At 66.5% G+C, this 22,351-nt stretch carries 24 protein-coding genes and 1 tRNA gene; 19 read left to right on the forward strand and 6 right to left on the reverse strand.

The genetic code is table 11. The features are described 5' to 3' along the window. Positions 1-10 precede the first annotated feature (10 nt). The 3 genes from N5C88_RS18380 to N5C88_RS18390 are packed head-to-tail and all read left to right on the forward strand — an operon-like array spanning position 11 to position 3,306. Positions 11-1,417: an integrating conjugative element protein gene (locus N5C88_RS18380; protein WP_023115031.1), complete on the forward strand. Its 1,407-nt coding sequence runs from the start codon at positions 11-13 to the stop codon at positions 1,415-1,417. Beyond that, positions 1,414-1,767: a hypothetical protein gene (locus N5C88_RS18385; protein ID WP_088446828.1), complete on the forward strand. Its 354-nt coding sequence runs from the start codon at positions 1,414-1,416 to the stop codon at positions 1,765-1,767. The genes N5C88_RS18380 and N5C88_RS18385 overlap by 4 nt, the downstream gene beginning before the upstream one ends. Positions 1,768-1,782: 15 nt before the next feature. Then, positions 1,783-3,306, forward strand: a complete 1,524-nt coding sequence (locus N5C88_RS18390) for a conjugal transfer protein TraG N-terminal domain-containing protein (RefSeq protein WP_023115033.1) — start codon at positions 1,783-1,785, stop codon at positions 3,304-3,306. Between the two features lie 7 nt (positions 3,307-3,313). On the opposite strand, the gene N5C88_RS18395 is transcribed toward N5C88_RS18390, so the two are convergent. Continuing rightward, a complete protein-coding gene (locus N5C88_RS18395; protein ID WP_003282186.1) occupies positions 3,314-3,685 on the reverse strand; it encodes a DUF3742 family protein in 372 nt (123 codons plus the stop codon). A gap of 223 nt (positions 3,686-3,908) precedes the next feature. On the opposite strand from N5C88_RS18395, the gene N5C88_RS18400 reads away from it, so the two are divergent. The 3 genes from N5C88_RS18400 to mobH all read left to right on the forward strand — a co-directional run bounded on the left by N5C88_RS18400 (position 3,909) and on the right by mobH (position 7,627). Next, positions 3,909-4,667 carry a type IV toxin-antitoxin system AbiEi family antitoxin domain-containing protein gene (locus N5C88_RS18400; RefSeq protein WP_088446827.1) on the forward strand — a complete coding sequence of 253 codons (759 nt, stop codon included), beginning with the start codon at positions 3,909-3,911 and terminating at the stop codon, positions 4,665-4,667. Then, positions 4,660-5,580, forward strand: a complete 921-nt coding sequence (locus N5C88_RS18405; protein WP_078568390.1) for a nucleotidyl transferase AbiEii/AbiGii toxin family protein — start codon at positions 4,660-4,662, stop codon at positions 5,578-5,580. Before N5C88_RS18400 ends, N5C88_RS18405 begins: the two co-directional genes overlap by 8 nt. A gap of 202 nt (positions 5,581-5,782) precedes the next feature. Next, positions 5,783-7,627, forward strand: coding sequence for a MobH family relaxase (gene mobH / locus N5C88_RS18410; RefSeq protein ID WP_088446826.1), 1,845 nt, complete (start codon positions 5,783-5,785; stop codon positions 7,625-7,627). A gap of 26 nt (positions 7,628-7,653) precedes the next feature. On the opposite strand, the gene N5C88_RS18415 is transcribed toward mobH, so the two are convergent. Then, positions 7,654-7,953, reverse strand: a complete 300-nt coding sequence (locus N5C88_RS18415) for a helix-turn-helix transcriptional regulator (RefSeq protein WP_003282197.1) — start codon at positions 7,951-7,953, stop codon at positions 7,654-7,656. A 105-nt stretch (positions 7,954-8,058) separates the two neighbouring features. On the opposite strand from N5C88_RS18415, the gene N5C88_RS18420 reads away from it, so the two are divergent. Then, positions 8,059-8,685 (forward strand): LysR substrate-binding domain-containing protein, encoded by a 627-nt coding sequence (locus tag N5C88_RS18420; RefSeq protein WP_280015941.1) that lies wholly within the window; start codon positions 8,059-8,061, stop codon positions 8,683-8,685. Between the two features lie 47 nt (positions 8,686-8,732). Here the strand turns inward: N5C88_RS18420 and N5C88_RS18425 are convergent, their stop codons facing one another. Both N5C88_RS18425 and N5C88_RS18430 read right to left on the reverse strand, forming a co-directional pair. Beyond that, a complete protein-coding gene (locus N5C88_RS18425; protein ID WP_088446825.1) occupies positions 8,733-10,586 on the reverse strand; it encodes an integrase arm-type DNA-binding domain-containing protein in 1,854 nt (617 codons plus the stop codon). 238 nt (positions 10,587-10,824) lie between these two features. Further along, positions 10,825-10,898 (reverse strand) — tRNA-Gly (locus N5C88_RS18430). Between the two features lie 184 nt (positions 10,899-11,082). Between N5C88_RS18430 and trmB the strand changes: the two genes are divergently transcribed. The 5 genes from trmB to lysM all read left to right on the forward strand — a co-directional run bounded on the left by trmB (position 11,083) and on the right by lysM (position 14,152). After that, the gene (gene trmB, locus N5C88_RS18435; RefSeq protein ID WP_165867763.1) at positions 11,083-11,907 is read left to right on the forward strand and encodes a tRNA (guanosine(46)-N7)-methyltransferase TrmB; all 825 of its coding nucleotides are present in this window, start codon (positions 11,083-11,085) and stop codon (positions 11,905-11,907) included. Beyond that, positions 11,907-12,845: a prolyl aminopeptidase gene (pip, locus tag N5C88_RS18440; RefSeq protein ID WP_059373912.1), complete on the forward strand. Its 939-nt coding sequence runs from the start codon at positions 11,907-11,909 to the stop codon at positions 12,843-12,845. The genes trmB and pip overlap by 1 nt, the downstream gene beginning before the upstream one ends. A gap of 14 nt (positions 12,846-12,859) precedes the next feature. Further along, positions 12,860-13,060, forward strand: coding sequence for a sulfur carrier protein ThiS (gene thiS / locus N5C88_RS18445; protein ID WP_057285417.1), 201 nt, complete (start codon positions 12,860-12,862; stop codon positions 13,058-13,060). A 284-nt stretch (positions 13,061-13,344) separates the two neighbouring features. Next, positions 13,345-13,662: a hypothetical protein gene (locus tag N5C88_RS18450; protein ID WP_118931500.1), complete on the forward strand. Its 318-nt coding sequence runs from the start codon at positions 13,345-13,347 to the stop codon at positions 13,660-13,662. A 43-nt stretch (positions 13,663-13,705) separates the two neighbouring features. Continuing rightward, positions 13,706-14,152, forward strand: a complete 447-nt coding sequence (lysM, locus tag N5C88_RS18455; protein ID WP_054459342.1) for a peptidoglycan-binding protein LysM — start codon at positions 13,706-13,708, stop codon at positions 14,150-14,152. Between the two features lie 294 nt (positions 14,153-14,446). Here the strand turns inward: lysM and ffh are convergent, their stop codons facing one another. After that, entirely contained in the window at positions 14,447-15,853 is a 1,407-nt protein-coding gene (gene ffh, locus N5C88_RS18460; RefSeq protein WP_280015942.1) for a signal recognition particle protein, read from the reverse strand. A 106-nt stretch (positions 15,854-15,959) separates the two neighbouring features. On the opposite strand from ffh, the gene ccsA reads away from it, so the two are divergent. From ccsA to N5C88_RS18480, 4 genes are all read left to right on the forward strand, one after another. Continuing rightward, complete coding sequence (gene ccsA, locus N5C88_RS18465) at positions 15,960-16,802, forward strand: cytochrome c biogenesis protein CcsA (RefSeq protein WP_059373914.1); 843 nt, start codon at positions 15,960-15,962, stop codon at positions 16,800-16,802. 1 nt (position 16,803) lies between these two features. Beyond that, positions 16,804-17,067 carry a PP0621 family protein gene (locus tag N5C88_RS18470; protein ID WP_280015943.1) on the forward strand — a complete coding sequence of 88 codons (264 nt, stop codon included), beginning with the start codon at positions 16,804-16,806 and terminating at the stop codon, positions 17,065-17,067. Positions 17,068-17,139: 72 nt separating this feature from the next. Further along, positions 17,140-17,718 (forward strand): 1,6-anhydro-N-acetylmuramyl-L-alanine amidase AmpD, encoded by a 579-nt coding sequence (gene ampD, locus N5C88_RS18475; protein ID WP_280015944.1) that lies wholly within the window; start codon positions 17,140-17,142, stop codon positions 17,716-17,718. Positions 17,719-17,735: 17 nt separating this feature from the next. Beyond that, positions 17,736-18,356 (forward strand): glutathione S-transferase, encoded by a 621-nt coding sequence (locus N5C88_RS18480; RefSeq protein WP_059373917.1) that lies wholly within the window; start codon positions 17,736-17,738, stop codon positions 18,354-18,356. Positions 18,357-18,373: 17 nt separating this feature from the next. Here the strand turns inward: N5C88_RS18480 and N5C88_RS18485 are convergent, their stop codons facing one another. After that, positions 18,374-19,192: an IclR family transcriptional regulator gene (locus tag N5C88_RS18485; protein ID WP_059374026.1), complete on the reverse strand. Its 819-nt coding sequence runs from the start codon at positions 19,190-19,192 to the stop codon at positions 18,374-18,376. 329 nt (positions 19,193-19,521) lie between these two features. Here N5C88_RS18485 and N5C88_RS18490 point away from each other — a divergent pair, with 329 nt between their 5' ends. From N5C88_RS18490 to dgoD, 3 genes are read left to right on the forward strand one after another with little or no spacing between them, the layout of a single operon-like run. Continuing rightward, the gene (locus tag N5C88_RS18490) at positions 19,522-20,523 is read left to right on the forward strand and encodes a 2-dehydro-3-deoxygalactonokinase (RefSeq protein ID WP_059373918.1); all 1,002 of its coding nucleotides are present in this window, start codon (positions 19,522-19,524) and stop codon (positions 20,521-20,523) included. A gap of 9 nt (positions 20,524-20,532) precedes the next feature. Continuing rightward, positions 20,533-21,186 (forward strand): 2-dehydro-3-deoxy-6-phosphogalactonate aldolase, encoded by a 654-nt coding sequence (locus N5C88_RS18495; RefSeq protein WP_280015946.1) that lies wholly within the window; start codon positions 20,533-20,535, stop codon positions 21,184-21,186. Further along, positions 21,183-22,331 (forward strand): galactonate dehydratase, encoded by a 1,149-nt coding sequence (gene dgoD, locus N5C88_RS18500; protein WP_280015947.1) that lies wholly within the window; start codon positions 21,183-21,185, stop codon positions 22,329-22,331. Before N5C88_RS18495 ends, dgoD begins: the two co-directional genes overlap by 4 nt. Positions 22,332-22,351: the final 20 nt, after the last annotated feature.

Genomic DNA, 22,351 nt, shown 5'->3' on the forward strand with positions numbered 1-22,351 from the left:
GGAACCCACGATGAACGCCTCCCTCCCTGACTTCCTGCGCCGCGCGAAATCGCCCCTGCGGGCCACGCTGCTCGTGGCGGCCATCACGCTGGCCGTCGGCGTCGCCTGGGCGCAGACCCGCATCGATCCCAATGGCGTGAACGTCAGCGGCAGCGTGATCGGCGACGACGTGCTCTACAGCATCGGCGGCGGCCGGGCCGTGTCGATGGGTGGTGCCGGCAACATGCAGAGCATCGGCGTCGGCGTCGGCTGGAACAGCAACCTGATCTGCGGCGACATGAGCATCACCACGACGCTGCAGAACCAGCTCAACGGCATCACCAACGGCTTCCAGACGATCATGAGCAACGTGATCCAGAACGCCACCAGCGCCGTGGCCTCGCTGCCGGCGCTGATCATCCAGCGCGCCGACCCGGGCCTGTACAACCTGCTCACCAACGGCATCCTGCAGGCGCGCCTGGATTTCGACCGCTCGAAGATGACCTGCCGCGCCATCGCCAATCGCATGGCGGACATGGCCGGCGGCCAGGCCGGCTGGGACCAGCTCGCCGAAGGGATGGCGCTGCGGGATGCGGTCAGCAGCACCGATGCCGTCTCCGCCATCGAGCAGGCCGAGTCCAACAAAGGAAACAACGGCGTGCCATGGGTCGGCGGCGGCAACGCGGGCGGCTCCGGTCAGAGTTCGATCAAGGTGGTCGGCGACGTGACGCGCGCGGGCTACAACCTGCTCAACGGGCGCAGCGCCACCGATACCTCGTCGATCGCGCGCAGCGCCTGCGGCAACCGCCTGACCTGCCAAACCTGGTCCTCGCCCCAGGCGGCCGCGGACTGGGCGACCCGCGTGTTGGGCGAACGCGAGCAGCGCACCTGCGAAAACTGCACGAAGACCCAGACCACGCCTGGCGTCGGGCTGACGCCTATGATCCAGGAAGAGTACGAGACCAAGCTGCAGGCGCTGCAGGAACTGGTGACGGGCGCCCGGCCGACGACGCTGGCCAATCTCGACGCAGCCGGCAGCAGCTCGCTGCCGATCACCCGCGGCGTGATCGAGGCCCTGCGTGACGAACCCGACCAGGACGTGCTGGGCCGGCGCCTCGCGTCCGAGGCTGCGCTGTCCAGCGTGCTGGAGAAGGCCCTGCTGCTGCAACGCACGTTGCTGACCGGCAAGAAGGAGCCGAACGTCGCTGCCAACGAGCTGGCCGTGCAGGCGGTCGACCAGGAGAACAGCGCGCTGGAGCAGGAGATCAACAACCTCAAGACCGAACTGGAGCTGCGCCGCACGCTGGCCGGCAACTCGGCGATGGCGATCATCCAGCGCCACAGCACCCGCGCTGCCGGTTCGCGCGGCGTCTTCGAGGGCGACACCACACGCGACCGTCTGCGGGAAGTCCAGAAGCCGCGGAGCGGTACGCCATGAGCCGGCTGGCCTGGCTGCGGCTGCCATGGCTGTTCAACCGCCGCGTCGGCGTGGCGCTGCTGTGGACCTTGCTGGTGGCCGCCGCCGCGGTGGCGGTGAACATCGCCGGCATCCACGTGGTCGGCGGCGTCGAAGGCTGGCAGCACTGGCTGCAGGCGCATGCCGGCCATTTCTTCGTGTGGCGGCTGTGCCTCTACGGAGCGACGGCTTACGGCTGGTGGTGGATGCGTCGGCGCCTGTTGCGGCGGGAGCCGTCACGCGAGACGCATCAGCGCCTGCTGCGCACGGAGATCGCGGCCGTGATCTCCGTGGTCGCGCTGGAAGTCAGCCAACTGTTGCGGCACGGCTGAGACCGGGAGGCAGGCATGACGCTCTACACCACGGACTACCTGGAGTATTACCTGACCCTGGTGGCTTGGGTGGTCAACAACGGCATCTGGAGCATTCTCGTGGCCAGCGGCGTGTTCGCGCTGCCGTTCGTGGCCATCGTGATCCAGGAGTGGCTCAAGGCCCGCAGCGAAGGTGCGGACGAAGGCAACAAGGGCGTGCTGTCGTCGATGCGCATCGAGAACCGGGTGTGGGTGGCGATCGTGGTCATCATGTTCGCCGGCATCCCGTTCATCCCGGTGGATCTCGCCACGATCAGGTTCGACACCACGCGCTCCGCGCAATGCCAGGTCAGTGTCCCGCTGCCCAACGACACGGGCTGGTCCAACGTCTACACGGCGCTCAACGACCAGAGCGCGCTGGTGCCGGTGTGGTGGTTCTTCATGCACGCGCTGTCGAAAGCCGTGACGGGCTCCGCGGTGGCGGCGATTCCCTGCGGCACGGACCTGCGTCAGATTCGCATGGATGTGGATGCCACGCGCATCGACGATCCGGTGCTGGCACAGGAGGTCGCCGACTTCACGCACGACTGCTACGGGCCGTCGCGCGCCAAGCTGTTCATGAACCGGCCGACGCTCTCCGACGAGCAGATGAACGACGTCACCTGGATCGGGTCGAGTTACTTCCTCGACACGCCCGGGTTCTATGACACCTATCGCGCCAGGACCCCACGCACGGCCTGGCCCTACGACGCGACCCGCGATGCGGGGCTGGCACAGGTGGACAGCGGCGGCGGCTATCCGTCCTGCCGGCAGTGGTGGGCCGATGGCGGCCAGGGACTGCGCAGCCGGCTGCTGGCACAGGTCGACCCGGACCTGCTGACCCGCATCGGGCGCTGGGTGGGCTTCCTGTCGCAGAGCGAGGTCAATGACTCGGTGATCCGCGCCGTCGTCTCACCGCGGCAGCAGAAGATGAACCAGGGCGCCGTCTACACCGACTACGGCGGCCAGATCGACAAGACGCTGCCGAACATCGTCACGCGCGGCGCGAGCGACCTGGGGCTGACCGTCGGCTCGCTGGGCTTCTTTCCGGCGATGGACGTGGTGCGCCAAGCGCTGCCGATGGTGCTGACGATGCTCAAGATGGCGCTCGTCATCTGCATCCCGCTGGTGCTGCTGATCGGCACCTACGACCTGAAGACGGTGGTGACGGTGAGCTGCGTCCAGTTCGCGCTGTTCTTCGTGGACTTCTGGTTCCAGCTCGCGCGCTGGATCGACAGCACGATCCTGGACGCGCTCTACGGCTGGGGGTTTGGCGCGGACAGGCCGCACACGAACTTCGATCCGTTGATCGGTTTGAACAACGCCTTTGGCGACATGCTCCTTAACTTCGTCATGGCGATGATGTTCATCGTGCTGCCGACGTTTTGGGTCATGGCATTGGCTTGGGCAGGCGTTCGCACGGGAAATATCGTGCAGGGGTTGTCCACCGCCACCTCGGACGCCAAGGGCGCTGGGGGGCGTGGCGCTGGTATGGCAATGAGCGCCGTATCGAAGAAGTGACCGCCGTTCAGTCGTCGTCGGTCACATGCGGGTCGATGCGCCAGTCGCTCTTGTCATAAAGCCCGAAGCCGTTGGGGCCTTCCCTCCACTCGGGTTGCGGTTCCTCTTGATCAGGGTCGTCGTGCTGCACGAGCCATGCAGCAGTCACCGCAAAGGCAAGCAGCAGGGCCAGCCAGAACGCGGAGTAGAGCAGCGCACCGAGCACGGCGAGCTTGACGATCCAGAGCACCGCCGTCGCCGCGCCCGCGGGCACCCCGCGCGTCACCAGCCAGCCGGCGACACGCTGCTCGCGGCGCAGGTATCCACGCCAGGCACGGCCAGCCCCCCGGCCCAGCCGGTGGCTCCAGCGCCCGTTGTGCGTGTTGGTGGTCATGCTCATATGCCTCGGCTTCAGTGGTGCCTCACCTCGCGGAGCGGCCGGTCGTGGCCTGCCCTCCAGCATAGACCGCGATCAGGAGGGCGGGTTGCGGCCGGCAGAGCCGGGTTGGCTCGGGTCGCAGGTCGATTAGATTCTGCACTATAAATAAAACCTTATGCTACTTTCCATGCACGTTCTTGCAATGGCTCTAGGAGTCGATTAGATTCTGTGTTATTTTTATAACATGGATGGAAATTCTCGGCACCAGGTAATCAAGCGACTCCAGGCGGGACTCCCCCGTGGGGCGCCGTTCGACCTTGCCACCCTGAGCCAGTTCGGGGTGTCGCCCCAGCTCGCCGCCCACTATGCCGACGGCGGGTGGCTCGTGCGCCTGGCCCATGGCGTCTATGCCTTCCCGAACGATGAGTTCGGGGTCTACGGTGCGCTGAAGTTCCTGCAACAGCGCGTGCCCGGCCTCCACGTCGGCGGCAAGAGCGCCCTGGCCCTGCAGGGGGTGCGGCACAACCTGGGCAGCCGGGAGGCGCTGGTGCTGTGGGGCGACGGTCGCTTCGCGTTGCCGGCCTGGTTCACTTCGCGCTTTCCGGCCCGCTACGTCCACGCCCGCCTGTTCGACTGGCCGGACACGGCGCTGGCCGGCAAGACCCTGACCACGCCGCCTGGCCTGCCCGAGGATCTGCGGGTGGCAGCCCCCGAGCGTGCCATGCTGGAGCTGCTGTACGAAGCCGGCGTCAAGCAGAGCCTCGAAGAGGCCCGCAACCTCTTCGATGGACTGCGTTCCCCCCGCAAGGACTTGCTCGGGCAACTGCTGTCCTGCTGCGCCAGCGTGAAGGCCGTGCGCCTGTTCCTGACCTGGGCGCGCGAGACCAGCCTCGTGGATGTCGATGCCCTGCTGGAGCAGTACCCGGTTCGCACCGGCAGCAACACGCGGTGGATGAGCCGGCTCGATGACGGCACCTTGCTGAGCCTGAGACCTCATGGATAAGACCTACGCGGACACCGTTCGCCTGCTGCTGGCCGTCGCGCCCGACGTGTTCGCCAACGACATCTTCGCCATGAAGGGCGGCACGGCCATCAACCTCTTCGTGCGGGACATGCCGCGCCTTTCGGTGGACATCGACGTGGTGTACCTCCCGTGGCAGACGCCGCGCGACGAAGCGCTGCAAGCCATCAACCAGGAGCTGGCCGCCATCGCCACGCGCGTTGCGCCACTGGGCGTGCAGACACGCCTGGTTCGCGCCAAGGACCTGGGAGACACCAAGCTGATCGTCGAGAACGACGCCAGCCAGGTGAAGATCGAGGTCAATGTCGTGTTCCGCGGCAGCGTGCTGCCCGTCGAGCGGCGGCCGCTGAGCGCCAAGACCAGCGATCTGTTCGGCGTCGAGTTCGAGCTGCCGGTTCTGGCACCGGACGAGCTGTACGCCAGCAAGCTGGTGGCCGCGCTGGATCGACAGCACCCCCGCGACCTGTTCGACGTGTGGCAGCTCTACGAATCGGGCGACATCAGCGACGGCATGGTCGAGTGCTTCGTGATCTATTTGGCGGGCCACAACCGGCCGCCTCACGAAGTGCTGTTCGGCAACGACAAGGACATCGCCGGCGAGTACGAGCGGGCCTTTGTCGGCATGACCGAAGTGGACTGCTCCCTGGAGACACTGCTCGACGCTCGCGGCAGGCTGCGGCGCGAGCTGCCACAGCGACTGAGCACCGCGCACAGGCGGTTTCTGAGCGGGCTGGCGCGCGCAGAACCGGACTGGTCGCTGGTGCAGTGCCAGCACGCCGCGCAACTGCCGGCACTGCGCTGGAAGCTTGCCAATCTCGAAACCTTCCGCAAGCGCCGTCCCGACGACTTCGCAGCGCAATCCGCCGCCCTCGACACCGGCTTGGGCCAGAGCTGACGAACATCCCGCAGCGCCCCACTTGCCGGGATTGCCCCATGCCGCATTCATCGTGGCACCCGCGAAGCAGCGGCCCTATACCCAAAGGCTTCCGACAAAGGCCAAAGGGCTGGGAAGGGGCAAAGGAAGGGCGCCAAGGGGAAAGGCCCTATCCTGAAAAGGCCAAAAGGCGCCCCGAGCAGCCCGTCATCCGGGGTTCGCCATGCTCTCGCTGTTCCAGCGCAAAAGGGTGCCACCCGCCGCCGGCACACCGCCCACCTCCGCCATCGAGCCTCAGAAAGGGTCGATGCGGCCGGAGTCGGCCGCATCGCTGCTGGCCACGCCGCGCCGGCAGAAACTGCTGGAACACATCTGGCAGCGCACATCGCTCTCGCGCCGGCAGTTCGCCACGCTCTACCTCGCCCCACTGGAGCGCTACGCCGAGCTGGTCCAGCAGTTCCCGGCCTCCGAGAACCACCACCACGCCTATCCGGGCGGCATGCTGGACCACGGCCTGGAAATCGTCGCCTATGCGCTGAAGCTGCGGCAGTCATACCTGCTGCCTGCGGGCGTCACGCCGGAGGCACAGGCGGCACAGGCCGAAGCCTGGACCGCAGGCACGGCCTACGCGGCCCTGCTGCACGACATCGGCAAGATTGCGGTCGATCTGCACGTCGAGCATGCAGACGGCAGCGTTTGGCATCCCTGGCACGGCCCGCTGCGAAAGCCCTACCGCTTCCGTTACCGAAAGGAGCGTGAGTACCGCCTGCACAGCGCCGCCACCGGGCTGCTCTACGCGCGCCTTCTCGATCGGGACATCTTCGACTGGCTCAGCGGCTATCCCGACCTCTGGGCCGCGCTGCTGTACGTGCTGGCCGGCCAGTACGAGCACGCCGGCACGCTCGGCGAGCTGGTCGTGCAGGCCGACCAGGCATCGGTCGCCCAGGAACTCGGCGGCGATCCCAGCAAGGCGCTGGCGGCGCCCAAACATGCGCTGCAACGCAAATTGCTCGACGGCTTGCGCTACCTGCTCAAGGAAGCGTTCAAGTTGAACCAGGCCGGCCCGGCGGACGGCTGGCTGACCCAAGACGCTCTGTGGCTGGTGAGCAAGACCGTCTCCGACAAGCTGCGCGCCCATCTGCTGTCGCAGGGCATCGACGGCATCCCGGCGAGCAACACGGCGGTGTTCAACGTGCTGCAGGATCACGGCATCGTGCAACCGACGCCGGATGGCAAGGCGATCTGGAAGGCTACCGTCACCAGCGACGCCGGCTGGTCGCACGCCTTCACCTTCCTGAAACTCTCGCCGGCGATGATCTGGGATGCCGCTGACCGGCCGGCGCCGTTCGCAGGCCGTGTGCAGGTCGAGGAGGAACAGGCGGAGCCGCAGGCGCCGGCGGTGGCCGATGGGCCGCGCGCCGAAGGCATCGAAGCTGCATCCGCGAGCGCGGCGCCGATCGCATCCACAGCCACGGATGCCGGCGTGGCCGCGCTGCTCGACCTGCTGGGCGACACCGCTCCACCCGCGACACCGGAGATCCCGAGTTCCCCTGTTGCCGAGCCCGAGCCGGCCCCTTCGACCATGCCCCCGCCGCAGATGAGCCTCGCGTCTTCCCAGGATCGCGCGGAGCCCTCCGGGGCGCACTTCATGGCCTGGCTGCGTCAGAGCATCCAGACGCGCAAGCTCATCATCAACGACGCCAAGGCCCTGGTGCATACCGTCGCCGGTACGACCTACCTCGTCAGCCCCGGCGTGTTCCAGCGCTACGCGCAGGAGTACCTTCAAGTCGCCGCGCTGGCCAAGCAGGAGAAGCTGGAGGGGTGGCAGTGGGTGCAGAAGCGCTTCGAGAAGTTGGGACAGCACCGCAAGCAGCCGAGCGGGCTGAACATCTGGACCTGCGAAGTCACGGGGCCGCGCAAGTCGCGCCGGCTGCACGGCTACCTGCTCGTCAGCCCGGATGCGCTGTTCCAGGAGACGCCGCCAGACAACCCATACCTGCGGCTCCTCAACGAGGCCGCAAAGCGCGAAGATTCAGCCCTTGGGGCCGAGGACGACGATCAGGCGTAGGCATGCGACCGCTGTGCGGGCCGGCTTCAATCTGCGGATGGGGCCGACTCCGCCAGCTTGGCTTCGGTCAGAGTCATCAAGTGGGCGGAACTGCATTTCAGCGCACGGGCAATCTTGAGGATGAGAGGGAGCGTGGGGACATGCTCGCCGCGCTCGATCTTGCCCATGTGCGACCGTTCGATGCCGGCCATGTGGGCCAGCGTTTCCTGAGCGATGCCCTGGTTGGTTCTTTCTTCCCGCACGGCAGCCCCAAACGCGATGGCTGGTTCCGCTTCGTAGGTAGTGGTGCCGGTGGGGCGGCCCCTTTGGATCGAACGCTTTGGCATTGCCAAGAGCGTCGAACACTGTCACGATTTAAACCACGTTAAACTTAACTCATCCAACGACTTCGAGATCAGTTGCCACGAGTTCACCGCCTGGGGGAGCTGGACGTGGAATCGAGTGACATCACCGCCGAAATTCGCATGGCCGTCCTCGGCGAATGGGTGCCTCCCCAGCTCGCCGACGTGCTCGCCCTGCAGCGTGCCGAAGAGCCGGAGACCCATGCCGTCCTGGCCGGCTGGACAGATCCCGGTCGAGGCGCGGAGATGCCGGACGACGGCTTCGACTTCGCCTTGTCTGCGGTTGCCCGGCAGTGGCCTGGCTGGGTATGCGAACCGCTGTGGCATGACACGCTGGCGGTCGCCGTGGCCAAGCGCTCCCACTTGCTGGCCTACCGTGAAGTGCCGCGCCAGGAAGTGCTCAAGCAGCCCTTGATCTGCTCGCAGTCCACGGCCGATGAACCATGGCGCATGACCGTGCAGCGTGTGTTCGAGAACGCGCTGCAAGAGCGAGAGCAAACGGTGGAGACATTCGATGTGGCGATGACGCTGGTTGCCGCCGGGTACGGGATCGCCATTGCGCCTGCCGCGAGACTGGCGAGCTACCTACGCCGAGGCATCGCCGTGCGGCCGCTGGCCGGCGCACCAACGATCGTGATGGCTTACCTGCTCCGCCGCGACGCTTCCTTGTCGGACACCCAGGCCAGATTCGCCCGCCGCGCGCGCTTGGTGTCCTGACAGAGGCGCGGGGATCGGGGTTTCGCCACGATCCCGCATTCCTGCTGCTAGGCGACTCCGACTCGCAGCGGGGTCCATTCGCTTTCCTTCACGGCTGCGCTCACTGCCATGACGAGCTTGTCGAGATTGCTGGCCGTCACGCCCTTCAGTGCCGAATGCCCCCGCAGCATCGAGCGCGGTTGCAGCAGTGCATGGTAGATCTGCCAAGGGTCCGCACCCCTGGTCAGCTTGAGGACGGACTGGATCAGCTCGTGTTTGAGTGGGTCGAGATGCCAATCCGGCACGCGCTGGCCGCGGTTGCCCACGTTCAACGCCAGCAAGTTGCCCGCCTTGATCTCGTAGCTGATCCACCTGCGGGACTTGCCCGCCATCTTGGCAAACGCCGCGACGGGAAGGTTGTGCGGCGCTTCGAAGACATCGAACAGTTCCATCCTCTCGCGCTGAATGTCCGAAGGCACCAGCGGCGCGGCCGATCGAGGGGGCGGAACCGCCGGCAGCCGATGTGCGGCGGCAGAAACCAACGGCATGGCGTCACCCGGCTTCGTCACCAGCAGGATTGGCGAAGCGGCAACCGGCGTGGAAGGTGCGCTTGCGGTTTGCTCATTCGGGAACGCGGGCACGCCTTCCAGATGCACGGTGAGCGGCATGCTGGCCGCCTCGACCTGGTTCTGCTCGAAGAGGTCGAGCCGATCGGCCCAGTCCTGCATCATGCGGCGACGCTGCTCCACGTACTCGGCATGGTTGTAGGTCGCGCTGACCTTGTTGGGATCGACATGCGAGAGCTGTGCATCCACCCAGACTTTCGGGTAGCCGATCTCGTTGAGCGCAGTGGACATCGTGCCGCGGATGCCGTGTCCGGTCAGGCGTTCCTGATAGCCCATGCGCTTGAGGGCACCATTGAGCGTGTTCTCGCTGATGCGCTTCTTCAAGTCGCTGTCGTGCCGGAACAGGTAGCGCTGGGCCGGCTTGAACTCATTGAGCAGGTGCCGGACGATCTCCATGGCCTGAATCGACAGCGGCACGATGTAGGGCGGGATGTCCTTCGCCTGCTGCCGCTTCTTGCGCATATCCAACTGGAGTTGCTTCACGACGTCGGCCGGGATGATCCACAGCCCACGGTCCAGATCGAATTGATCCGGCATTGCCTGTCGCAGCTCGCCGGTTCGCACGCCGGTCAGCAGCAATAGCCGCAGCCCGAGCTGGGTCTGCCGCCTGCCGCGATAGCTGCGCAGCCGCTGCAACAGCTTCGGCAGCCCGGCCATGCGCAGGAACGGGTTGTGGTTGACGGGTGGCAGCGGCAGCGCCACCACATCGAGATCGGCGGCGGGGTTCTGCTCCAGGCCCGGCACGATCACCAGCGCGTAGCGAAACAGCTGGTTGAACCACGTCCTGACTTTCTCGGCGACGGAGAGTGCCCTGCGCTTCTCGATCTTGGCGATCACCTCCAAGAGGTCGGGACGCTTGATCTCATAGATCGACCGCTTGCCCAAGGCGGGCAGCACATCCTTGTCGAAGATGCGCGGAAGGATCGAGAGGGTCGTCTGCCGGCCTTCCTTGAGGCTGAGCCCGCGATGCTTGAGCCACTTGCGATACACCGCCTCGAAGGTGTTTTCGTCGGCGAGCCGGACAGCGGTGCGCTTCTGCTTGCGGTGAACGCGAGGATTGGTGCCTTTGGCCAGCAGGGCGCGCGCTTCGTCGCGCAGGCTGCGGGCCTCGCGAAGCGTCACCTCCGGGTAGGTGCCGAGCGACATCCGCTTCTGCTTGCCCGCCCAGTAGTAGCGGAAGTGCCAAGTCCTGCCCCCTGCAGCCGTGACGGCCAGGGAGAGGCCATCCAAGTCAGGGAGGGTGTATGCCTTGCCAGTTGCCTTGGCCTGCCGAACGGCCAGGTCTGAGAGTGCCATGCTCTTGCTCCTGAACATGAGTCAGGAACCAGATGCTGGTCACGTCGACCTCGCCCCTCCATCAACAATCCGGAATCAGCCGCACCCGCAAAAATGGACTTGTTTGTGGACTTAAAAGTCCCGGCTGTAGGCGGATCGCAGTGGACCGCGGCAGAACGTCAAAGAGAGGAAAAGTCCTTGTGTGGCAACGACTTGCAGACTCTCTTGGACTTCTGCGGAAGTCCGCAGATTGATGCAGTGGAGCGGGTGATGGGAATCGAACCCACGCTTGAGGCTTGGGAAGCCGCCGTTCTACCATTGAACTACACCCGCTCGGGTGTCGTGCCCTCGGCGCAAAGCCGAAGCAGAGGCGGCGATTATAGCGCGCCTTTTTTCATCGCCGCCGCCTGCCGTCGCCCTGCCGCAGCGGCCCTCAGCCTCAAGGTTGTAAATATGTCCCCAATTTAGTGCATCTGGGCGACAGCGGCGCGCCGGGCCTGCCACTACAATTCGGGCTATGAATACGAACACCCCCGAAAACAACCCCGCAGCCGCCTCGGCCCCGGCTGCCGCAAGCACCCCCGCGACGCCTGGCGGCGAACCCTCGGCTACCGCCGTTTCCCCGGAAACGCAGGCTGCGCTGGCCAGTACCGCCCACGCTCCCAACAGCCCCGGCGCGACCCATATCCGCAGTTTCGTGCACCGCCGCGGCCACATTACGCAGGGCCAGCTGGCCGCGCTCGAGCGCCTGATGGGCCAATGGTCCATCCCGTATGCGCCGCGCCGCCTGGATCCCGCCGCCGCCTTCGGCCGGCAGGCGCCGACGGTGCTGGAGATCGGTTTCGGCATGGGCGAGACCACCGAGAAGATCGCGCTGGCGCGCCCGGGCGACAACTTCCTGGGCGTGGAAGTGTTCAACGCCGGCGTCGGCTCGCTGCTGCGCCGCATTGAAGACTCCAGCATCCCGAACCTGCGCATCATCCAGCACGACGCCGTGGAAGTGGTGCGCGACATGATCGCCCCCGATTCGCTGGCCGGCGTGCACATCTACTTCCCGGATCCGTGGCCCAAGAAGCGCCATCACAAGCGCCGCCTGATCCAGCCCGCGTTCATCTCGCTCTTGGCCAGCCGCATCGCGCCGGGCGGCTATATCCATTGCGCCACCGATTGGGAAGACTACGCGGTGCAGATGCTGGAAGTGCTGGGCAACGAGCCGCAGCTTGCGAACACCGCGGACGGCTACGCCCCCCGCCCCGATTACCGCCCCCTGACCAAATTCGAGAACCGCGGCCTGCGCCTGGGCCACGGCGTCTGGGACCTGATCTTCAAGCGAGTCGCCTGATGCTATACCCGCCCATCGAACCCTACCGCCAAGGCACGCTGGACACCGGCGACGGCCACCAGATCTACTGGGAACTCTGCGGCAATCCGCAGGGCAAGCCCGCCGTGTTCCTGCATGGCGGCCCCGGCAGCGGCTGCTCGCCCGTGCATCGGCAGCTATTCGATCCGCAGCGCTACAACGTGCTGCTGTTCGATCAGCGCGGCTGCGGCCGTTCGCGGCCCCACGCCAGTCTGGAGAACAACACGACCTGGCATCTGGTATCCGACATCGAGCGCCTGCGCACCGAGGTCATGGGCGCGGAAAAGTGGCTGGTGTTCGGCGGGTCCTGGGGTTCGACGCTGGCGCTGGCCTATGCGGAAACGCATGTATCGCACGTGAGCGAGCTGGTGCTGCGGGGCATTTTCGGGCTACGCAAGGCAGAAATCCAGTGGTTCTATCAGGAAGGCGCGTCGTGGCTATTCCCCGACCGCTGGGAAGAATATCTGGCGCCGATTCCGGAAGACGAGCGCGGCGACCTGGTGGCCGCGTATCACAAGCGCCTGACGGGCGATGACCCGGCCGAGCAGTTGCGCGCGGCCAAGGCCTGGAGCAAGTGGGAAGACAGCACCATCACGCTGCTGCCCAGCCCGCGCCATCAGCAAAGCCATGCCGCCGACCGTGCCGCGCTGGCATTCGCACGCATCGAGAACCACTACTTCGTGAACCACGGCTTCATGGAAGAAGGCCAGTTGATCCGCGACGCGCACAAGCTGCGCGGCGTTCCGGGCACCATCGTGCAGGGGCGCTACGACGTCTGCACGCCCGCGCGCACCGCCTGGGACCTGCACCGCGCCTGGCCCGAAGCCGAATTCCACCTGGTCCCGGACGCGGGCCATGCGTTTGACGAACCCGGCACGTTGGCGCGGCTGATCGCCGCCACCGACGGCTATGCGCGATAACTGAGGAGACCTGCATGCACATCACCCTGAACGGAGACGCACGGGAGTTTCCCCTGGACACGACCGTGAACGAACTGCTGGAGGCCCTGGGCTATGCCGGCAAGCGCGTGGCCGTGGAACGCAATGGCGAAATCGTGCCCAAGAGCCAGCACGCGCAGACCGCGCTGACGGACGGCGACCAGGTCGAAATCGTGGTGGCCGTGGGCGGCGGCTGACGCCTGCGCCGCGTTGAAAAACTGCCAAGACAAGGGCCGCTGCAATAGCGGCCCTTGTCGTATGTAGCCGCGCGCCCGATGCGGTTTAGACCGATCGCGGCGCATTCCCTGCAAACTGACCAGCATTCTTGCGTAGTCTGCCAACAGGCTAGCAACCTGTTACACGTTAACCCCTCGTCGCGCGGGGAATGTGCGAGTCATAATCGTTCCTGCTGGTTTCGTACTCTCTTGTCTTGCTGTTGTTCTAGCGTTGCACATCGCCCTCGCGGGGCAGAGGAGGCATCATGAACACCGCAGTCATCATCAACCTGATCATCCAGCTTGTCGCCGGCGCAGCCGGGGGCAATGGCCTGGGAAAGATGCTCCAGCAGTTCAATCTGGGCCCGTTGGGCAACACCATCGCAGGCGCCATCGGCGGCCTGGCTGGGGGTTCCTGGCTGGCTCCGATGATCACCGCAGGAGCGAACGCGGTTGCAGCGGGCAATACGGGACTGGATCTTTCCGCGATCGCCAGCAGCGTGGTCGGCGGCGGCGTCGGTGGCGCCGTGCTGACCCTGATCGCCGGCGTCGTGCGCAAAATGTTCATGGGCCAAAAGCCCTGATGGCACTTGTTTCTCTCACCGCAACATAGATAAAGGAAACACTATGGGTCTGCTCAATTTCATCAAGGACGTTGGAGAAAAGCTCTTCGGCGCCAGCGAGGCCAAGGCCGCGACGGCGGACGAATTGAAGAAAGAGCTCGATAAGCACGGCCTGAATGCCGACGGCTTGCAGATCTCGGTCGATGGCGACAAGGTCACGGTGGCGGGCGAGGCCCTCAGCACGGAAGCGGCCGAGAAGATCACTCTGGCGCTGGGCAACACCGTGGGCGTGGCCCAGGTGGACAACCAACTGAAGGTGAAGCAGGCCACCCCGGAAGCCAAGATGTACACGGTACAGAAGGGCGACAACCTGTGGAAGATTGCCGAGGCGCAATACGGCAAGGGCCAGGGCGCGAAGAACAACCTGATCTTCGAAGCCAACAAGCCCATGCTGACCAGCCCCGACAAGATCTATCCGGGCCAGGTGCTGCGCATCCCGCCCCTGTCCTGATCATTGCGATAAATCGGACAGGCCGGAAGGCACCCATGCGCTTTCCGGCTTGCATCGCGGCAGGCGCCCCCTGCTAGCCGCGATTACTTGGCCAGACGCAACGTCTGGCCATTTTTTTGCCCGTCTCTCCAATAAAAAAGCCCCAACAGGGGCATTCCAGTCCGGCGCAAGAAGGCCTTTTTCCGCCGGGCCGCCCCAAGGAAAAAGAGCCCCCCTCGGGGGGCAGAGAACTCACGCAGTGAGCGAAGCGTGGGGGCACCGCAAGCGCACGCAGTGCGCGCGCCGCGGGGGGCCTCACTTCATTCCAAAGCGGCCCAAGCCCTTCATGCCGCCCATGGCGCGCATCATCTTGGCCATGCCGCCCTTCTTCATCTGCTTCATCATGCCCTGCATCTGGTCGAACTGCGCGAGCAGGCGGTTGACTTCCTGCACCGGCACGCCGGAACCGGCCGCGATGCGGCGCTTGCGCGAGGCCTTGATGAGTTCGGGCTTGGCGCGTTCGGCCGCGGTCATGGAATTCAGGATGCCTTCGGTGCGGCGCAGCTGCTTTTCAGCCTGCCCACCCTGCAGCTGGCCAGCGGCCTGCTGGAACTGGGCCGGCAGCTTTTCCAGCAGCGAGCCCATGTCGCCCAGCTTCTTCACCTGGCCGAGCTGGTCGCGGAAGTCGTTCAGGTCGAACTTGTTGCCCGACTTGATCTTCGCGGCCAGCTTCTGGGCTTCGGCGATGTCGATGTTCTTCTGAGCCTGTTCGACCAGCGACACGATGTCGCCCATGCCGAGCACGCGCTGCGCCATGCGCTCGGGGTAGAAGGGCTCCAGGCCATCGAGCTTTTCCGAGACGCCGACGAACTTCAGCGGCTTGCCGGTGACGTAGCGCACCGACAGGGCCGCGCCGCCGCGGGCGTCGCCGTCCAGCTTGGTCAGCACCACGCCGGTCAGGGGCAGCGCTTCGGCGAAGGCGCGCGCGGTGTTGACCGCGTCCTGGCCCTGCATGGCGTCGACCACGAACAGCGTTTCCACCGGCTTGACCAGGTCATGCAACGCGCGGATTTCGCGCATCATGGCCTCGTCGATGCCCAGGCGGCCGGCCGTGTCCAGGATCAGCACGTCATAGTGATGGCGGCGCGCATGGTCCACCGCGTTGCGGGCGATGTCCTCGGGCTTCTGGCTGGGGTCGGACGGCAGGAAGTCCACGCCCACCTGGGCTGCCACGCTCTTCAGCTGATCGATAGCGGCCGGGCGATAGACGTCGGCGGACACCACCAGCACTTTCTTCTTGCCGGTCTTGCGGCCGTGCTGGGTGTGCTGGCCTTCACTGAGCCAGCGCGCCAGCTTGCCGGTGGTGGTGGTCTTGCCGGCGCCCTGCAGGCCTGCCATCAGGATGACGGCGGGCGGCTGCACCGCCAGCGACAGTTCGCCGGAGTCGGCGCCCAGGTCGCCGCCCATCAGGGCGGTCAGCTCCTTGTGGACCACGCCCACCAGGGCCTGGCCCGGGCTGAGGCTGCTGGCGACTTCTTCGCCCAGCGCCTTTTCCTTCACGCGCGCGACGAACTCGCGCACGACGGGCAGGGCCACGTCGGCTTCCAGCAGCGCCATGCGCACTTCGCGCAGCATCTCCTGGGTGTTGGCCTCGGTCAGGCGGGCTTCCCCGCGCAGCGTCTTGACGACGCGCGACAGGCGTTGAGTTAGGTTATCGAGCATGAGAGGCGTTTCCGCTTAAACTAGTTGATTGAACGGTGGCCGCAGGCGCGGATTCTGCGCTTTCGGGCGGCATGCGCCCCAAGGCCCCATCCAGACAACGGTTTCTATGTCACTAGGCATTGTATTTCACACGGCGGCTGCCTTGGCGTACGCGGTGCTCGGGGGGTCGCTCTGGATCCGCCTGGCCGGCGCCGGCGGCGTGGAACAGACGGGAAAAATCGCCCGCCTGTGCCTGCTGGGAGCCCTGGTTCTCCATGGAATCGGGCTGCAACAATCGATGCTGGGCACCCAGCACCTGTTCATAGGGTGGGCGCTGGCCCTGTCCGCCGCCATCTGGCTGGGCATGGTGGTGTTCTGGCTGGAAAGCCTGCTGGTGCGCATAGACGGCCTGCAATTGCTGCTGCTGCCGGCAGCCACCATCGCCAGCGGCCTGGCCGCCATCTTCCCCCAGGGCCAGTTCGTGCCCCACGCCAATGACGCCTGGCTGCGCGTCCACCTGCTGATCGCCCTGGCGGCCTACGGCCTGATCACCATCGCCGCGCTGCACGCCATGATGATGGCGCTGCTGGACCGCCACCTGCACCGTCCGCTGGACGCCCCCGCCGAACGCAGCATCATCGGCCGCGTGCTGGACTCCCAGCCGCCGCTGCTGGTGCAGGAACAGCTGCTGTTCCGCATCATCTGGATCGGCTTCATCGTGCTGACGCTGGCCGTGGGCACGGGATCCGTGGCGTCCATGAAGCTGACGGGCAAGATCCTGCCGTTCGACCACAAGACCGTGTTCACGCTGTTGTCATGGCTGACCTTCGGCGTGCTGCTGGCCGGCCGCCACATCTGGGGCTGGCGCGGCCGCGTCGCCCTGCGCTGGACGCTGACGGGTTTCGGGTTCCTGATTCTGGCCTATACCGGCAGCCGGTTCGTGCTGGAAATGATTCTGCATCGAGGTTGAAGTGGGCAAGTTGCTGTTCTGGATTGTTCTGATCATCCTGGTGCTGTTCGTGGCCCGCCTGGCCGGCCGCATGGCAGCCACGCGGCAAGCCGGCCAGCAGGGCGCGAAAAAGCCCAAGACCGATGCGCGCGGCCCCAAGCCGCTGGAGTCCATGGTGCGCTGCGCCCACTGCGGCATCCATCTGCCCCGCTCCGAGGCCTTGCAGCAGAACGGCCAGACCTGGTGCAGCGCGGAACACGCGCGTCTGGGCCCGGCCCGGCACTGATCCGCCTGATTAGAGGCTTGCCGCCCCGCACGGCATAATGCGTGTTGGAAACCACACGCATGCTCTCTTCCCATGGCCTTGCTTCTGGATCGTCATGGCTGGCTGGCGCCAGCCCCGGGTGTTTCGCTCATGCCCTCCCCCAACCGCGATGCGCGCCCCGGCGGCGCGCAGGCGTCGCTGCTGGTGCTGCACAACATCAGCCTGCCGCCGGGCCAATTTGGCGGCCCTGAAGTCGCGGGGCTGTTCCTGAACACCCTGGACTACGGTTCGCATCCCTGGCTGGAACGGCTGCGCGGCCTGCGCGTGTCGGCGCATTTCTTCATCCGCCGCGACGGCAGCATCGTCCAGTTCGTGTCCACCGACGAACGCGCCTGGCATGCGGGCGTGTCGCGCTTTGCAGGCCGCGAACGCTGCAACGATTTTTCCATCGGCATCGAGCTGGAAGGCACTGACACCTTGCCCTATGCCGAACCCCAGTACCTGGCCCTGCGCAAGCTGACGCCAGTGCTGCGCGCGCGCTATCCCCTGGCGGCAGCCTGGGGGCACGAGCACATCGCCCCCGGGCGCAAGACCGACCCCGGGCCCGCTTTCAACTGGACGCGCTTTGCGCGCGACAGCGGCTTTGCACGGCGGCAGCTGCCGCCCGTCTGACACTACAAGGAATGGTTATGTTGAAGATCTGGGGACGCCTGACTTCCGTCAACGTTCAGAAAGTCATGCTGGCGGTGCGCGAACTGGCGCTGCCACATTCCTTCATTCAGGCGGGCGGCCCGTTCGGCGTGGTCGACACACCCGAATTCGCCAAGCTGAATCCCAACCGCACCGTGCCGCTCATCGACGACGGCGGCTTCGTGCTGTGGGAATCGAACGCCATCGTGCGCTATCTGGCCGCGCGCTACGGCGCGGGCAGCCTGTGGCCAGAAGACGTCTGCATGCGCGCGGATGCGGACCGCTGGATGGACTGGCAGGCCACCGAATGGCAAGGCGTCATGGGGCCCGCGTTCCTGGGCCTGATCCGCACGCCCGAGGATAAGCGCGACCGCGCCGCCATCGAAAACTCGGTCAAGCGTTCAAATGCGCGCGCCCAGATCCTGGACCAGGCCCTGCAGGGCCGCGAGTTCATCGCTGGCCGCCACCTGACCATGGGCGATATCGCCCTGGTCTGCTCGGCCCACCGCTGGCTGGCCCTGCCGATCGAACGGCCCGACACGCCGGCGCTGTCGGCCTGGTACCGTCGCGTCATGATGCGTCCGGCCCCGCAGGGCGTGCTGACGCTGCCGCTGGAATAAGACGCAGGGCCGCGGCCTCAGCCGCGGTCCACCTTCCACCCCAGTTCCGCTGAAATCCCCGCCGCGGCGCCCTGCACCACGGCGACCATGTCGCGCATGCGCTCCAGCGACATGTAGGGCACCGTGCTGGACACGCTGATCGCCGCGACGATGCCGCTGGAAGCGTCGCGCACGGGCGCCGCCACGCAACGGATCGAGGGCTCGTTGTCTTCCAGATCGAACGCATAGCCGTGGGCGGCATAGTCGCGCATGCGGTCGCGGAAGGCCTCCCAGGTCGGGCTGCCGCCTCCCGCGCGCGACGACACCGGCGCGCCGACGCGGTACAGCGCTTTCCATTGCGGCTCTTCGGTATCCAGCAGCAAGGCCTTGCCCACGCCGGTGGCGGCCAGCGGCATGCGGTGCCCCACGCGGGAGCGCATCTCCAGCCCCTTCTTGCCGGGGATCTTTTCCAGGTACAGGACTTCGTCGTTGTCGCGCACGGCCAGGTGGATGGTGTCGCCCGTCTGCTCAGCCAGGCTGTCCAGGTAGGGACGCGCCAGCGTCGCCATCGGAAAGGCTTCGCGCGCCTGGAAGCCCAGTTCGATCAGCTTCGGCCCCAGCACATAGCCCACGCCGGGCAAAGACCGCAGATAGCGTTCCTGCACCAGGCAACTGGCCAGCCGGTGCGTGGTGCTGCGCGCCACGCCGATGCGGGCGCAGATTTCCTTCAGGTCGCGCGCGCCGCCGGACACGGCCTGCACCACCGCCAGGCCGCGCATCAGCGTCTGCGTGCCCGCGGGCGCGGCGGCATCGGGATCCAGGGTGGGCGTACGGTCGGGAGTCTGCGTGGAGGTCATGAAAGCGAGGCCGGGCAACAAGAGACGAGTGCAAGCATAACCGCCGCGATCGCGGCGGGATGCGGGGATAAGACGCGGATTGCGGGCGATTCCCGCAAAGAACGCCGAGGAGGTGAAACAAGCTTCACCGCCATTTATTCCCTATATATGGGATTTAATTCTATATTTTGAGATTTTTCAAGCGCTGATCTAGAATTTTTCCCATCGCCCGCCGCGCGCTCACCTACGCCCGGCAGGCATGAGACAACAAGGTCCGCAGAACCCTGCCCCGCGCCAGCCTCACCGCGCGTCCGCAGCCCGGTTTGCGGCCGGAAACGAGACAGCTTCTGATGACTACCGGATCTCCCGCCCGCGCGGCGCTTATCGCGCTGGATTGGGGCACCTCCTCGCTGCGCGCCTACCGGCTGGATGCCGCCGGCCGCACGCTGGATACGCGCCATCTGCCCTGGGGCATCATGCGCCTGCCGCAGCCGCTGCAGGACGGCGCCGCCACCACCGCCCTGTCGGGCTTCGAACTGGCTTTCGAACAAGCCTGCGGCGACTGGTTGCGCGCCGAACCGGCCCTGCCGGTGATCGCCTGCGGCATGGTCGGCAGCGCCCAGGGCTGGAAGGAAGCCGCCTACCTGGACGTGCCGGTCGACCTGCAGCGCATCGGCACGCTGCTGACCAAGGTCGAGCGCGAGGGCGGCCCCGCCCTGCACATCGTGCCCGGCCTGATCCAGCGCCACGGCCTGCCCAACGTCATACGCGGCGAAGAAACCCAGGTCGTCGGCGTGATGGCGGACCAGGCGACCCGCAGCGCCGACAGCGTCCTGATCGGCCTGCCCGGCACCCATTCGAAGTGGGTCAGCGCCCGCCGCGGCCGCGTCACCCACTTCGACACCTTCATGACTGGCGAGGTCTACGCGGCGCTGCGCGGCCACACCATCCTGGGCCGGACCATGGCCGACGCCGCCAGCGCCGACATGGCCGCCTTCGAACGCGGCCTGAAGGTCGCCGGGGCGCCGGCCGGGCGCGCGGGCGTGCTGTCCACCATCTTCAGCACGCGCGCGCTCGGCCTGACCGGCGAACTGGCGCCCGAATCGCAGGCCGACTATCTGTCGGGCCTGCTCATCGGCCATGAAATCGCGGCGCTGGCCGGCATGCTGCAGCAGCAGGGCGAACTGCCCCGCATCGTGCTTTGCGGCGACGCCGCGCTGTGCCGGCGCTACATCCAGGCCATGCAGCACTACGGCCTGGGCACGCCCGAACAGGCGCAGAACGCCACCGAGCGCGGCTTGTGGCACCTGGCCGTCTGCGCCGGGCTGGTCGCCTCGCCCTCCACGGAATAGGAATCGAACATGAACCATCCCGGTCTGCAAACCGCCATGGCCCACTGCGGCCTGATCGCCATCCTGCGCGGCATCAAGCCCGCCGAGGCCGAAGCCATAGGGCTGGAGCTCTACGCCGCCGGCTTTCGCCTGATCGAAGTGCCGCTGAATTCGCCCGACCCGCTGGACAGCATCCGCGCGATGCGCGCGGCGCTGCCCACCGACTGCCTGATCGGCGCGGGCACCGTGCTGGACCCCGAGGACTGCGCCCGCGTCCAGCAGGCCGGCGGCGAACTCATCGTCATGCCGCACAGCGACGCCGCCGTGATCCGCGCAGCCAAGGCGCTGGGCATGGCCTCCTGCCCCGGCGTGGCCACGCCCACCGAAGCCTATGCCGCGCTGGCCGCAGGCGCCGACGTGCTGAAGATGTTCCCGGCCGAGCAGCTCGGCCCCGCCGTGCTGAAGGCCTGGCGCGCCGTGCTGCGTCCGCCGATTGCGCTGGCGCCCGTGGGCGGCATCACGCCCGACAACATCGCCATCTACGCCCAGGCGGGCGCCAGCGGCTTCGGCCTGGGCTCCGCCTTGTACAAACCCGGCCTGTCGGCCGCCCAAGTCGGCCAGAACGCGCGCGCATTCATCGCGGCCTGGCAACGCGCCTATCCCGCCCAGGAGACCCAAGCATGAAGATCACCAAGCTCACCACCTACATCGTGCCGCCGCGGTGGTGCTTCCTGAAGATTGAAACGGACGCCGGCATCGTCGGCTGGGGCGAGCCCGTGGTCGAAGGCCGCGCCCATTCGGTCGCCGCCGCCGTCGAGGAACTGTCCGACTACCTGATCGGCAAGGATCCCCGCAACATCGAAGACCACTGGACCGTGCTGTACCGCGGCGGCTTCTACCGCGGCGGCGTCATCCACATGAGCGCGCTGGCCGGAATCGATCAGGCCCTGTGGGACATCAAGGGCAAGGATCTGGGCGTGCCCGTGTCGCAGCTGCTGGGCGGCAACGTGCGCGACCGCATCCGCGTGTACTCGTGGATCGGCGGCGATCGCCCGGCCGACACCGCGGCGGCCGCCAAGAGCGCCGTGGAGCGCGGCTTCACCGCCGTGAAGATGAACGGCACCGAGGAGCTGCAGTACATCGATTCCTTCGACAAGGTCGAGAAGTGCCTGGAGAACGTGGCCGCCGTGCGCGACGCGGTCGGCCCCAACGTCGGCATAGGCGTGGACTTTCATGGCCGCGTGCACAAGCCCATGGCCAAGGTGCTGATGAAGGAGCTGGACCCGTTCAAGCTCATGTTCATAGAAGAGCCGGTGCTGAGCGAACACTACGAAGCGCTGAAGGAACTGGCCCCGCTGACCTCCACCCCGATCGCGCTGGGCGAACGCCTGTTCTCGCGCTGGGACTTCAAGCGCGTGCTGTCCGAGGGCTATGTGGACATCATCCAGCCCGATCCCTCGCACGCCGGCGGCATCACCGAAACCCGCAAGATCGCGGCCATGGCCGAAGCCTATGACGTGGCGCTGGCCCTGCACTGCCCGCTGGGCCCGATCGCGCTGGCCACCTGCCTGCAGATCGACGCCGGTTGCTACAACGCCTTCATCCAGGAGCAAAGCCTGGGCATCCACTACAACGCCGCCAACGACCTGCTGGACTATGTCAGCAACCGCGAAGTCTTCGCCTACGAGGACGGCATGGTCGCGATTCCGCAAGGCCCCGGCCTGGGCATCGAGGTCAACGAGGAATACGTGAAGGAGCGCGCCGCCGTGGGCCACCGCTGGCGCAACCCTGTCTGGCGCCACGCCGACGGCAGCTTCGCCGAATGGTAAGCCGATAAAAATCAGCCGAT

The organism is Achromobacter sp. GD03932 (assembly GCF_029839485.1).
In the GTDB taxonomy this organism is placed as follows: Bacteria; Pseudomonadota; Gammaproteobacteria; order Burkholderiales; family Burkholderiaceae_B; genus Achromobacter; species Achromobacter bronchisepticus_A.